The organism is Bacillus sp. Xin1 (assembly GCF_013314535.1).
Taxonomy (GTDB): Bacteria; Bacillota; Bacilli; order Bacillales; family Bacillaceae_G; genus Bacillus_A.
Map to the genome: position 1 here is coordinate 311014 of NZ_JABUAE010000002.1, position 12847 is coordinate 323860.

General features: G+C 36.0%; 12 protein-coding genes and 1 riboswitch. Of the genes, 11 read left to right on the plus strand and 1 reads right to left on the minus strand.

The window, feature by feature from the left end; all coding sequences use genetic code 11:
* Positions 1-59 precede the first annotated feature (59 nt).
* The 11 genes from HRG09_RS04710 to HRG09_RS04760 all read left to right on the plus strand — a co-directional run bounded on the left by HRG09_RS04710 (position 60) and on the right by HRG09_RS04760 (position 11648).
* On the plus strand, positions 60-1181 hold the full coding sequence (locus HRG09_RS04710; protein ID WP_174099593.1) for a D-alanyl-D-alanine carboxypeptidase family protein: 1122 nt from the start codon (positions 60-62) through the stop codon (positions 1179-1181).
* Positions 1174-1770 carry a spore maturation protein SpmA gene (spmA, locus tag HRG09_RS04715; protein WP_000247813.1) on the plus strand — a complete coding sequence of 199 codons (597 nt, stop codon included), beginning with the start codon at positions 1174-1176 and terminating at the stop codon, positions 1768-1770. Before HRG09_RS04710 ends, spmA begins: the two co-directional genes overlap by 8 nt.
* The gene (spmB, locus tag HRG09_RS04720) at positions 1767-2297 is read left to right on the plus strand and encodes a spore maturation protein SpmB (protein WP_033796016.1); all 531 of its coding nucleotides are present in this window, start codon (positions 1767-1769) and stop codon (positions 2295-2297) included. The genes spmA and spmB overlap by 4 nt, the downstream gene beginning before the upstream one ends.
* A gap of 289 nt (positions 2298-2586) precedes the next feature.
* Entirely contained in the window at positions 2587-3315 is a 729-nt protein-coding gene (gene rluB / locus HRG09_RS04725; RefSeq protein ID WP_174099594.1) for a 23S rRNA pseudouridine(2605) synthase RluB, read from the plus strand.
* 156 nt (positions 3316-3471) lie between these two features.
* On the plus strand, positions 3472-3993 hold the full coding sequence (gene resA / locus HRG09_RS04730) for a thiol-disulfide oxidoreductase ResA (protein WP_174099595.1): 522 nt from the start codon (positions 3472-3474) through the stop codon (positions 3991-3993).
* Positions 3994-4143: 150 nt separating this feature from the next.
* Complete coding sequence (locus tag HRG09_RS04735) at positions 4144-5769, plus strand: cytochrome c biogenesis ResB family protein (RefSeq protein ID WP_174099684.1); 1626 nt, start codon at positions 4144-4146, stop codon at positions 5767-5769.
* 18 nt (positions 5770-5787) lie between these two features.
* Positions 5788-6945 carry a c-type cytochrome biogenesis protein CcsB gene (ccsB, locus tag HRG09_RS04740; protein ID WP_174099596.1) on the plus strand — a complete coding sequence of 386 codons (1158 nt, stop codon included), beginning with the start codon at positions 5788-5790 and terminating at the stop codon, positions 6943-6945.
* 334 nt (positions 6946-7279) lie between these two features.
* Entirely contained in the window at positions 7280-7996 is a 717-nt protein-coding gene (resD, locus tag HRG09_RS04745) for a DNA-binding response regulator ResD (protein ID WP_174099685.1), read from the plus strand.
* Complete coding sequence (locus tag HRG09_RS04750; protein WP_174099597.1) at positions 7996-9771, plus strand: ATP-binding protein; 1776 nt, start codon at positions 7996-7998, stop codon at positions 9769-9771. Before resD ends, HRG09_RS04750 begins: the two co-directional genes overlap by 1 nt.
* 596 nt (positions 9772-10367) lie before the next feature.
* On the plus strand, positions 10368-10949 hold the full coding sequence (locus tag HRG09_RS04755; protein ID WP_174099598.1) for a cob(I)yrinic acid a,c-diamide adenosyltransferase: 582 nt from the start codon (positions 10368-10370) through the stop codon (positions 10947-10949).
* A gap of 84 nt (positions 10950-11033) precedes the next feature.
* The gene (locus tag HRG09_RS04760) at positions 11034-11648 is read left to right on the plus strand and encodes a peptidoglycan DD-metalloendopeptidase family protein (RefSeq protein WP_174099599.1); all 615 of its coding nucleotides are present in this window, start codon (positions 11034-11036) and stop codon (positions 11646-11648) included.
* 27 nt (positions 11649-11675) lie between these two features.
* Here HRG09_RS04760 and HRG09_RS04765 read toward each other — a convergent pair whose 3' ends face one another.
* Positions 11676-12362 (minus strand): hypothetical protein, encoded by a 687-nt coding sequence (locus tag HRG09_RS04765; protein WP_174099600.1) that lies wholly within the window; start codon positions 12360-12362, stop codon positions 11676-11678.
* A 346-nt stretch (positions 12363-12708) separates the two neighbouring features.
* A riboswitch (FMN riboswitch) is annotated at positions 12709-12846 on the plus strand.
* The last annotated feature ends 1 nt before the right edge of the window (position 12847 follow it).

Genomic DNA, 12847 nt, shown 5'->3' on the forward strand with positions numbered 1-12847 from the left:
TTTTATAGGGCCAAGCATACACTTGTACAAAAAGTGCCAAAAGGACGTGGTGGGGGAATATGAGACGAACTTGGATTGTAATTGCACTTATTGTAATGTGTGCAAGTATTATACCGATTCATACATATGCACAAATGAATGATGTAAGCGCCCATAATGCTATATTGATGGAAGAACATTCAGGACGAGTTTTATATGGGAAATTAGAACATGAACCACAGAAAATCGCTAGCATCACAAAAATTATGACTGCCTTGCTTGCTGCTGAATCAGGAAGAATGAAAGAAGCTGTACCTATTAGCGATAAAGCTGTTCGAGTAGAGGGCTCGGCCATTTATTTAAGACCTGGAAACAAAGTGCCGCTAGAAGATTTAGTTTATGGTTTAATGCTTCGTTCAGGTAATGATGCAGCCCAAGCAATTGCTGAAAATGTTGGAGGAAGCATAGAAGGATTTGTTTATTTGATGAATGAGAAAGCGAAACAAATCGGAATGAAAGATACACATTTTTCAAATCCACATGGTTTAGATGGAGACGGTACGCACTATTCATCTGCATATGATATGGCGCTTTTAACACGGTATGCAATGGGAAATGAAACGTTTCGGAAAATTTTCGGAACAAAAACATATCAATCGAAAGCATGGGATTATCCATGGAAAAACAAGCATAAACTTGTAACCTCTTATTATGAATTTGCAACAGGAGGAAAGACGGGATTTACAAAGAAAGCTGGGCGTACACTTGTTACAACAGCTTCGAAAGATGGTTTAGATTTAATTGTAGTGACGCTTAATGCATCCAGTGATTGGGATGACCATATGTATTTATTTGATCAAGGATTTAAACAGTATGAGTTAACGAAAGTTCTAGAGCAAGGAGCACTCTCTGGACTGAAAGAAAAGAAGTATACAAATCATGTTTATACCCAAAATGGTTTTTCGGTACCTTTAACAGTAAATGAGAGAAAAGAAGTCTTGCTAAAAGTTGAACTTGATAAAAATGCGAAGTTAAAGAGTGGAGAAAAAATTGGGAAAACAATTATTTATGTAGGTAACGAGAAAGTAGGCGAGCGCAATTTATTTTATAGTAAACGAAAGCTAGTTGCCACAACGGGAGTATATTGGAATGATGTGAGAGAGATTTTCTCTCATATGTTAGGTGTCGGAACAGATGGTTAACCTCGTATGGGTGGCGATGGCGGTCATTGGGATTGTATATGCGATGGTAAACGGAACGATGGAGGAAGTGAATAAAGCAGTTTTTGAAGGGTCAAAAGATGCAGTAACAATTTGTATTGGGCTAATTAGTGTTTTAGTCTTTTGGCTCGGTTTAATGAAAATTGCTGAAGAAGCAGGCTTATTAAAGAAATTAGTCTCATTTTTTATGCCAGTTGTAAAAAGGTTGTTTCCAGAAGTACCAAAAGATCACCCTTCGATGGGGTTTATTTTATCAAATATGATGGCAAATTTTTTTGGGTTAGGAAATGCAGCGACGCCACTTGGTATTAAAGCCATGGAACAGCTTAAGGAATTGAATGGGGGAAAGGATTCTGCAAGTCGTTCTATGGTGACATTTTTGGCTTTAAATACATCTGCAATTACATTGATACCGACTACTGTAATTTCAATTCGGATGACGTATGAGTCGGCGAATCCGACTGAAATTGTTGGTGTTACGTTTATTGCACAAGTGTTATCAATGATTGGAGCGATTTGGATTGACCGCTATTTTTACCGAAGACGGAGTAGAAAGGGGCGGAAAAAGTGAGTATTGTTAATACAATTTCATTATGGGTGATTCCATGTGTTATTGGTTTTATTCTATTGTATGGGACGATAAAAAAAGTTCCAACGTACGAATCATTTGTAGAGGGCGGAAAAGAAGGAATCCAGATTGCTATTTCTATTTTACCATTTATGGTAGGGATGCTTGTATCTATTTCTATTTTCAGGGCATCAGGGGCACTAGATGCCATGATTTCCGTCATGAAGCCAATGTTAGATATGATTCATGTGCCAGCAGAAATTGTGCCGCTTGCGCTTATACGTCCCATTTCTGGCTCTGCAGGATTAAGTATTACTACAGATTTAATTGCTACATATGGGCCCGATTCATTTATTGGTAGGCTTGCTTCCACGATGCAAGGAAGTACAGATACAACATTTTATATTTTAACAGTGTACTTCGGAGCTGTTGGGATTCGTAAAATGGGAGATGCCTTAAAGGTAGGATTGTTTGCAGATTTAATTGGGATTATTTGTTCTATTGTGTTCGTTTCTTTATTGTTTCAGTAATCGGTATTCATTTTTTACGTCAATTCGCTTATAATACGTATACGACCGCTATTAAGAGTAGGCTTAATAGTGGTTTTTTTTTTGGAGTATTTTTGACAAAATAATGAACTTTTGTTGTGAACAACTATATGAACGTAAACAATAATAAAGGATAAAACTAGCATTTAGCCTTTAAAAGTTTGCACTATAGCTATGTTGTTTATGATAGACGAGGAAAATCGCTGTAAACCTTCGGCGGTTGCCAAGTCTTTCTAATGAAGGTAAGATAAATTTGAGGTGAATTAAGGAAATGGAACGATTACAAAAAGTGATTGCGCAAGCTGGAATTGCGTCAAGAAGAAAAGCTGAAGAGCTTATTCAGCAAGGAAAAGTGAAAGTTAACGGTAAAGTAGTGACTGAGTTAGGAACAAAGGTAACTCCTCAAGATAAAGTAGAAGTAAATAATATCCCTCTTGAAAAAGAAGAACCTGTGTATTTTTTACTATACAAACCAACAGGTGTTATTTCGAGTGTATCAGATGACAAAGGAAGAAAAGTTGTTACAGACTTTTTCCCTGAAATCACACAGCGTTTATTCCCAATTGGTCGTTTAGACTATGATACGTCTGGTGTACTCCTTATGACAAACGATGGTGACTTTGCAAATATATTAATGCATCCAAAATATAAAGTTGAGAAAACATATGTTGCAAAAGTAAAAGGACCATTAACAGGAGAAAAAATTCGCGTGTTAGAAAAAGGTGTTGAACTAGAAGATGGAAAGACAGCACCAGCACGTGTGAAAATTCTTTCTTGGGATAAACGTAAAGAAATGGCAATTGTTCAATTAACAATCCATGAAGGACGTAACCGTCAAGTTCGCCGCATGTTCGAAGCGCTTGGCTGTAAAGTAATGAAATTAAAACGTGAACGTTACGCTTTCTTAGAAGCAGGAAGCTTACGTCCTGGTGATGCCAGAGAGTTATCACCTCATGAAGTAAAACAACTACGTGCGCTTGCTTCTACAAAACCAAGATAAGTGGTAAAGTCAAACTTTCATCCGTGGGGAGTGTTATCTCCCGCGGGTGATTATAGAGATATATACACGAAAATAAACAAATGCTCGAAGTAAGGGACAAGTTAGTAGTTACAGAAATTGTTTACATACAAATTCATCAAAGAGAGGGGAGCGAGTATGAATAAGAATCGCTTACTATTTCGCATTCTCATTTTGCTTATTTTAAGCGCAGCAGTAGGATTTACACTCTATCAAGGTTTTTTTGTTGAGAAGGAAAAAATGCAAATTGGGAAAAAAGCGCCTAACTTTGTTGTTACAGATTTAGAAGGAAAGAAAATCGAGTTAAATGACTTGAAGGGAAAAGGAGTATTCTTAAACTTTTGGGGAACATGGTGTAAACCGTGTGAAAAAGAGATGCCTTATATGAATGAATTATATCCTAAATATAAAGAAAAAGGCGTTGAAATCATTGCGTTAGATGCAGATGAAACGAATATTGCAGTGAAAAATTTTGTGAATCAATATGGATTAAAGTTTCCTGTGGCAATTGATAAAGGGCAAGAAATAATCGGTACATACGGCGTGGGACCACTGCCAACATCATTTTTAATTGATAAAGACGGAAATGTAATTGAAAAAATCACGGGTACACAAACGAAGGATCAAATAGAGGGATATTTAACGAAGATTACTCCTTAATAAAGAAAGCCTTTACATAATGTGATAGTTAATGTGTTTGCTAGATGAAGGTGCTTTGCTTTGTCTTAGTACCCCTCTTGAAAATTCTGAGTATTGCGGTAACTTACACTTGGAAGATACAATGATAAATAGAAACAAAAGGCGGTGAGAATATTGGAACAAATAAAATGTGAATGTGGGCATGTAAACCCAATTGGCACAATTTTTTGCGAAGCTTGTGGGAAACCTTTTGAAAGTAAGGAAGGTACAAGATTATTAGATATGCGATATGAGGGGAGTGCTCGGCGCTCTCTTACTCATACGAAAACAATCGTGGATAAGATTTGGAGCTTTTTTTCTTCTGTAAAAGTAGGAGTATGGCTTATAGTTATCACTCTATTAGCATCAGCAGTTGGAACAATATTCCCACAAGAAATGTACATACCTCCAGGTGTTACGCCGAGTGAATATTATGAGCAGGAATATGGTTTTCTAGGGCAATTATATTATCAACTAGGTTTTAATAATTTATATAGCTCATGGTGGTATATGATTTTAATTGCTTCGATTGGTGTATCACTTGTGATATGTAGTTTGGATCGTGTAATCCCGCTGTATAAAGCTTTAAAAAAACAGGGGGTAAAAAGGCACCCAAGCTTTTTAAAGAGACAACGATTGTATGGGACAGGAACTCCAAAAGAAGGAGATTTAGAACAGATTCAAGCTAATTTAAAGAAAAAAAATTATACTGTAAGAGTTGATGGTGAAAATATTTTAGCAGAAAAAGGAAGATTCTCTCGCTGGGGTCCATATGTCAATCATATCGGTCTTATTATTTTTCTATTTGGAGCAATGCTACGGTTTCTTCCGAGCATGTATGTGGATGAATCGCTATGGCTGCGTGACGGTGAAACAAAAGAGATACCAGGGACGGATGGCAAGTATTATTTAAAAAATGAAAAGTTTATAAAAGAAGTTTATGATAAAAGTAAAGATGATCAAGTATTTAATGATGCGATTGAGCGTGTGGGCGATAAAATGATTGCTAAAAACTATCAAACGAATGCTGTATTATACAAAGCGGTAGGGGAAAATGTTGCCGGACAAAAACCAAAGTTAGAGAAGGTAAAAAAAGGTGAGATTCGGGTAAATGAACCGCTCAAATTTGATCAATTTGCCTTATATCAATTAGATTTTAAAGAAAATGAATTTAGTAGTATGTCTTTTTCCTTACAGAAAAAAGACAATCAACAAAAATGGACACCTATTAAAGTGAATCTAGAGAATCCAAAGGAAACGTACGATTTAGGAGATGGATATTCTATTAAACTATTAAGTTATTTCCCTGATTTTTATTTTGATGAGAATGGTCAGCCGAATACAAAAACAAAGATTCCGAATAATCCAGCTTTCGTATTTAAAATGTTTACGCCAGAGACACCAAAAGGAGAAGTAAGCTTTGTAGGGATACAACAAAATATTGAACCAGAAGGAAATAATCAATATAAAATGACTTTTGCGGGAGTAGAAATGCGAAACGCTACAGGGCTGATTGTAAGAAAAGATTTGACGCTATGGATTCTTGGTATCGGAGGATTTATCTTCATGGTTGGTGTGATTCAAGGGATGTATTGGAATCATCGTCGCATTTGGATACAACGTGTTAAAGATGAATGGTGGATTGCGGGCCATACAAATAAAAATTGGTTTGGCTTGCGGAAAGATATTGAAAAAGTACTTGAAGGAACAACAATTCCACAACCATACGACAAAGTAAATGACCAAAAAATTAGTTAAGGTGGGGAGAGAGAATAAATGGTACAAATAAGCAGTAATTTTCTATTTACCGCTTTTATTTTATATTTAATTGCAACACTGTTCTTTGGAGGAGCAATTAAAGAGAAAGGACGGAAGTGGGCAAATATAGGTATAACCATAACAATTTTAGGGTTCGCCGCTCAAACTGTATACTTTGTAACAAGATGGATTGCTTCCGGGCATGCCCCAGTAAGTAATTTCTTTGAGTTTGGTACATTCTTTGGCATGATGCTTGTTGGTGCTTTTATTGCTATGTACTTTATGTATCGTGTTAGTATCGTCGGATTATTTGCTTTACCAGTAGCGCTGTTATTAATTGCATATGCAAGTATGTTTCCAAGAGAAATTTCACCGCTTATTCCATCGCTGAAAAGTAATTGGCTACATATTCATGTAACAACAGCGGCAGCTGGACAAGCTATTTTAGCAATTAGTTTTATTACAGGTGTTATGTATTTACTTAAAAATGTAGATCAATCCAAAAAATCGAAACGAACATTTTGGTTAGAAACAGTGGTGTTTACACTCGTTTGTACTGTCGGATTTATCGCTGTAACAACGGTTTATTCAGCGACAAAATATGAAGCGAAATTTCAATGGGTGGATAAAAATGAACAGAAAGTAGAGATGAAATATAATCTTCCTGCGCTAGTTGGCCCACATGAAGGAGAATTACTAACAACTGGGAAACTTGAACCAATTGCAGAAATGCCTGCTATTATAAATGCAAAGAAATTAAATACAGTCATTTGGTCATTGCTTGTTGGAACAGGACTTTATATTGTATTAAGATTAATTTTACGAAAAAGGGTATCTGCGGCTCTTCAGCCAGTAGTGAGAAATGTTAACAGTGATTTACTCGATGAAATTGGATATCGCTCTATTGCGATTGGATTCCCAGTCTTTACGTTAGGGGCACTAATTTTTGCGATGATTTGGGCACAAATTGCATGGACTCGTTTTTGGGGATGGGATCCAAAAGAAGTATGGGCACTTATTACATGGCTCTTTTATGCTGCAGTTTTACATTTACGTTTATCTAAAGGGTGGCATGGTGAGAAGTCAGCATGGCTTGCGGTAATTGGATTTGCGATTATCATGTTTAATTTTATAGTGGTAAACTTAATTATTGCTGGTTTACACTCATATGCATAAGGAAGCGCATGATGCGGTTCAGCATGATAAAATAGGAGAGTGGTGGTCACTTTCCTATTTTATTTTTGTCAATTTCTTTTCTTTTTTGAGAAAAACATGGCAAAATAAAGGTTGATTTTGTAAAATGATGTCGGGGCCTAAATGTCCTGTTCAAGGAAAATACATATTTTTGGAAAAGAAATGAACAAACTTTATTATTCTTGTGAAGCATAATGTCTAAGGTGGAAGACTAACATTTTAGAATTATCTATTATGAGATAAGAGCAAAAACAGTATTACATTATAGAAGGGTAGGTGTGAACCGTTGTCATATTTTTTACGGCAGCGGGAAGCAATGGAAAACGAACCAAGAATTTTAATTGTGGATGATGAAGATCGTATTCGTCGTTTATTAAAAATGTATTTAGAAAGAGAACAATATACGATTGATGAGGCTGATAATGGTGATACAGCTTTAGAAAAAGCATTGCAAAATGACTATGATTTAATCTTATTAGATATCATGATGCCTGGAAAAGATGGAATTGAAGTATGTAAAGGGATTCGTGAGAAAAAAGCAACACCAATTATTATGCTGACAGCTAAAGGCGAAGAAGTAAACAGGGTGCAAGGATTTGAAGTTGGCTCCGATGATTATATCGTAAAGCCGTTTAGTCCACGTGAAGTAGTTCTTCGTGTAAAAGCAGTATTACGCCGTTCTGTAACAACAACATTCTTTACACAAGATACAACAACAAAAGATGTTATTGTATTCCCACATTTAACAATTGATAACGATGCGCATCGCGTTACAGCGGATGGTGATGAAGTTAACTTAACACCAAAGGAATATGAATTATTGCTATTTTTAGCAAAGGCTCCTGATAAAGTGTTTGATCGTGAACAATTGTTAAAAGAGGTATGGCAATATGAATTCTTTGGAGATTTGCGTACAGTAGATACACACGTAAAGCGTTTGCGTGAAAAATTAAGTAAAAAATCATCTGAAGCAGCAAAGATGATTGTAACTGTATGGGGTGTTGGTTATAAGTTTGAGGTTGTGAACGACTGATGCTTTGGAGAAGTGTAGTAGGAAAGCTATGGATGACAATATTGCTGCTCGTTTCGTTTGTTCTTGGCTTTGTTGCCATTTTGCTTTCACAGTTTTTTGATAATTACTATATTGAAATGAGCGAAACAAGGCTTACCAAAGTAGCAACGAGTGTTTCAGAATTAATTGAAGAGGGTGCAGACGAAGAAACGATTGAGAATATCGCATATAAGTTTGCTGATCCACTCTCACGAATTATTATTGTGAAGGGGGATCATGAAGTTTCTTCTTCACCGAAACAAGAAGGATTGGTAGATCTTACAATAGAAGATCTGAAAAAGGATAAAGATTTAGCAGCTGTTTTTATCGATAAAAAAGAAAATAAAGAAAAAATAAAAAAAGTGTCTGATGACAAAACGAATAAGAATTCCGAAAATGATATTATGATTGTTGGTAAACCACTCCAATCATCAAATCATAGTGCGGTGTTTGTATATCAATCATTGCAAGTTCCAAAACAAGGGATGGAAAAAGCGACTGATTTCATTTTTCTATCAGCGGGAATTGCAATTATTTTAACAACGTTCTTTGCCTTTTTCTTATCGACACGCATTACAGCTCCTCTTCGTAAAATGCGTGAAGTGGCCTTTGAAGTGGCGCGCGGAAAATTTGATACGAAAGCACCTATGGTTTCGCAAGATGAAATAGGAGAGCTAGCAACGGCATTAAATCAAATGGGAAAACAATTGAAGTTTAATATTAATGCGCTGCAACAAGAAAAAGAACAACTCTCTAGTATTTTAAGTAGTATGGCAGATGGGGTTGTAACACTGAATCAAGAAGGTGAAGTTGTTGTTATCAATCCACCAGCGGAGCACTTTTTACAAGTTTGGCAAGAAGAAAAAGAGTTAGAATTAAGTAGAAATTTACCACCTGAGCTTGTTGAGCTGTTCCATCTTGTAGTAGAGAGTGAGCAGCAGCAAGTTTTTGAAATTAATTTACAAAAGGGTAATTACGTTGTCCTTATGACTCCACTATATAATCAAACAAAAATTCGTGGTGCTGTTGCAGTCCTTCGAGATATGACGGAAGAACGTCGTCTTGAGAAAATGCGTCAAGATTTTATTGCGAATGTGTCTCATGAATTGCGTACTCCAATGGTTATGCTTCAAGGTTATAGTGAGGCAATCTTAGATGATGTTGTTCAAACGAAAGAAGAGATAAATGAGTTTGTACAAATTATTTATGACGAGTCTGTTCGTTTAGGACGCCTTGTAAATGAACTTTTAGATTTAGCTCGGATGGAAAGTGGTCATGTAGAACTGCATATATCTGAAGTCGATATTCATCCGTTTGTTGAGAAAATTGGCCGTAAGTTCCAAGGGATTGCGCAGGATAAAGAAGTGCAGTTAACCGTTGATTTCCGTAATCCGATTGAGGAGCATCCATTTGATGCGGATCGTATGGAACAGGTATTAACGAACTTAATAGATAATGCAATTAGACATACAAACGCAGGTGGTCATGTTAAGCTTATTATTGATACGAAAAATAATGGACTAGTCTTTGAAGTGCAAGATTCAGGTGCAGGTATCCCTGAAGAAGATATTCCATTCTTATTTGACCGCTTCTATAAAGCTGATAAAGCAAGAACACGTGGGAAAACGGGCGGTACTGGTTTAGGGCTTGCAATTGCTAAAAACATTGTGCAAGGTCATGACGGGAAAATCTCCATATCAAGTGTTGTTGGAGAAGGGACAACATTCTCTGTATATTTACCAGGTCAATCCATATAAGTGATATTGTTGTGAGTGAATACTGAAGTTCTAATATTTTTTATTCTATTTGAGTTTTAATATTTTCTCAATGGAATGAAGGATATTAGAACTTTTTATTTTAATGTGCTATTAGTAGAGGATAGTCCCTTTATGAAAATTGATTGGAAGATAAAAAGGTTACACTATGGAAAGGATAAATCCATAGTGATTTGCTGGTATATCATTCGTGTCTATGAAAACAAAAGGTAATCACTACTCATTTTCTCCTTCTGTTTTCACATGGCATGGGGCTGAAAGAGAGCCTGACAGTTCTTACGCACGGCTGGTTCCTCTCTTTCATCAAAAAAAGGTTTATACCGTTTTTCAATGTATATAAATCTATTTTAACTTTCCGCCATATAAGTCGCGGCTATGAAAAAAAGAAGGTCCCCACTCATTTTCTCCTTCTGTTTTCACATGGTATGGGGCTGAAAAAGGAACTGACCGCTTCTACCCATGGCTGGATGCTCTCTCACCACAAAAAAAGAAAGTTTTTAATTCGTTTTTAAAATGTATACTTATATTTGTAATAACTAGTGTAATGAATAAAGCTTAAAAAGAGAGGTGTAGAAGATTTGAAACTATATACAAAAACAGGAGATAAAGGACAAACAAGTATTATCGGTGGGCGAGTTGATAAAGATCATATTCGTGTAGAAGCATATGGAACAATTGATGAGGCAAACTCTCATATTGGATATGCGATGACTATGATTCGAGAAGAACGCTTTCAGGACATATATGATGAGCTTGAAAAGATTCAGCATGAGTTGTTTGATTGTGGTGGTGATTTAGCAATTATGCAGCAAACAATGCCGTATAAAGTAACGGAAGAGATGGTTATATATTTAGAAGAACGAATTGATAGCTACATAGAAGAAGCTCCACCGCTGGAGCGATTTATTTTGCCTGGTGGGAGCGCAGCGTCTGCGATGATTCATGTTGCACGTACGATAACGAGAAGAGCTGAGCGTCATATTGTATCGTTAGGAAAGCAAGCAGAAATAAATGAAGTTGTATTGCAATATGTTAATCGATTATCTGATTATTTATTTGCAATAGCTAGGGTGATAAACGCTCGTCTTAATGTAAGAGATGTTGAATATAAACGAAGTGCAATTGTTTTTCGTAATAAGGAAGAGAAGGAAGTGGAGTGATTCACTTTCTTTTTTTGTATACTTTTTTCCGTAATATACCACAATAGAGAAAGTGTGACGGTTATCAAAAAACGGAGGATGTATATGAAAGTCTTAAAAATCGGTATACTTGTCGTTGGGATGTTTTTTAGTTCTCAAGTATACGCTTATGCTGAGGATGAACGATGGATATGGCCTGTAGATGGAAGAATTAGTGATTATTTTGGAACAAGGAATGGAAAGCACTACGGTATTGATATAGCTGCCTCAATCGGAACACCGGTTGCGGCGATTCGGGGTGGAACGGTAACAAAATCCTATTTTTCAAATAGTTATGGACATGTAGTGTTTATTAAACATGGAGAATATGAAGCTGTTTACGCTCATTTAAATAAGAGATATGTACTGCAGGGGGAACATATTGCAAGAGGTGAGGTAATTGGTGAAGTAGGTAATACAGGTGAATCACGAGGAGCGCATCTGCACTTAGAAGTTCATAAGGGTGCTTGGACGTTCGGGAAAAGAAATGCAATGGATCCTTTGCTTGTTTTAAAGGAAGAGATGAATCAAATAGCATCAGCATCACTATATATTGTGCAAAAAGGAGACACTTTGGTAAGTATTGCACATAAGTTCGGTATGACAGTTCGTGAAATAAAAGTGAAAAATGAATTGAGGCAAGATCGGATTTACCCAAATCAAAAATTATATATAAATTAAAAAAGAGCTAGCAAAACTAGCTCTTTTTTACCAAAAAATAAAGACACATATAAACCCAGAAATGGCTAAATAGCTATAATAATAAAAGACCTTCGCCCTCGTTTTTTCCGTTGTTCGAAATAATACTATGGTTGGTTCAATTAGTCCAATTGTCAAACACAGTAGACCAAGGAGCATACAACCGATAGAAAAAGAATACAAGGCAACTTGTATTTGTTGGAATGGAATAATCCATTTTAATAAACATGCAATAAGTGCGGTATAACATATGCTGCCAATGTATTTGTTTAAAATTGTATTAGAACGAAAACCAGGAAGCTTTTTCAAAAAGGATCGAGAAACAACTTCTGTTTGTAAAGAAGTATGATCTTCGATTATTTTTTGTGCTTCTTTTCCTTTATGAAAGAGAGAGAGAATCCAATTACGCTTTCCTTGGAAAATAAATTGCGATGTTGTTAAATAGTGATCAATTTTCACTTTATCCCAACTGTTCCATGGATGACGTTCACATAGCTTTAGTTTACTTTCTGTTGTTTTATCATACTGATAAATACTAATTCCTTCTTCATCAAAAGTAGCATAGTATGTTTCTCTTGAAAATGCGCCTAAATCAATTGGACAGTAGAAAAGCAACTCTTTTTTTAAATAAAAGTATTCTTTTCTTAAGTTTTTTTTCATCGTTTCTTGAATAGAGTGTCTTTTTTCTTTGCTCATGACATTTCCTCCGTATTAAGAAAATGCTCTTATCTTAACAATTCAACATCTTATCACTTTTCTGTATGGATGACTAGGGAATTGCGAAGGAAAAAATCGAATTGTAAAAAATATGGATTATGTTGTCATATAATCTAATGACTGTTTTTATATTGTATGTATCCCACTATTCATGGGCAGTAAGGCCCCGCCTCAAGATTCAGAGGAAAACAAAGAAGGTAGGAGGGATCGAGCTGATTAAGGTTCACTTTATAATAAAAAAATTACTTACTATTTATAAGTTATAAACATTTTTGTTCACAACTGTACGATGATGTTGTATAATGGTGGAGAAAATAGAATATCGGTCTATCTTCGGGGCAGGGTGAAAATCCCGACCGGCGGTGATGAACAGTTGCTTTTCGTTCTAAGCCCGCGAGCCGTTAAGGCAGGATTTGGTGAGATTCCAAAGCCGACAGTATAGTCTGGATGGGAGAAGATGGAGG

Coding starts and splice junctions, on each gene's coding strand:
- resD (WP_174099685.1), top strand. CDS start 7,280: ATGGAAAACGAACCAAGAATTTTAATTGTGGATGATGAAGATCGTATT.
- resA (WP_174099595.1), top strand. CDS start 3,472: ATGAATAAGAATCGCTTACTATTTCGCATTCTCATTTTGCTTATTTTA.
- rluB (WP_174099594.1), top strand. CDS start 2,587: ATGGAACGATTACAAAAAGTGATTGCGCAAGCTGGAATTGCGTCAAGA.
- HRG09_RS04760 (WP_174099599.1), top strand. CDS start 11,034: ATGAAAGTCTTAAAAATCGGTATACTTGTCGTTGGGATGTTTTTTAGT.
- HRG09_RS04750 (WP_174099597.1), top strand. CDS start 7,996: ATGCTTTGGAGAAGTGTAGTAGGAAAGCTATGGATGACAATATTGCTG.
- ccsB (WP_174099596.1), top strand. CDS start 5,788: ATGGTACAAATAAGCAGTAATTTTCTATTTACCGCTTTTATTTTATAT.
- HRG09_RS04765 (WP_174099600.1), bottom strand. CDS start 12,362: ATGAGCAAAGAAAAAAGACACTCTATTCAAGAAACGATGAAAAAAAAC.
- spmA (WP_000247813.1), top strand. CDS start 1,174: ATGGTTAACCTCGTATGGGTGGCGATGGCGGTCATTGGGATTGTATAT.
- HRG09_RS04710 (WP_174099593.1), top strand. CDS start 60: ATGAGACGAACTTGGATTGTAATTGCACTTATTGTAATGTGTGCAAGT.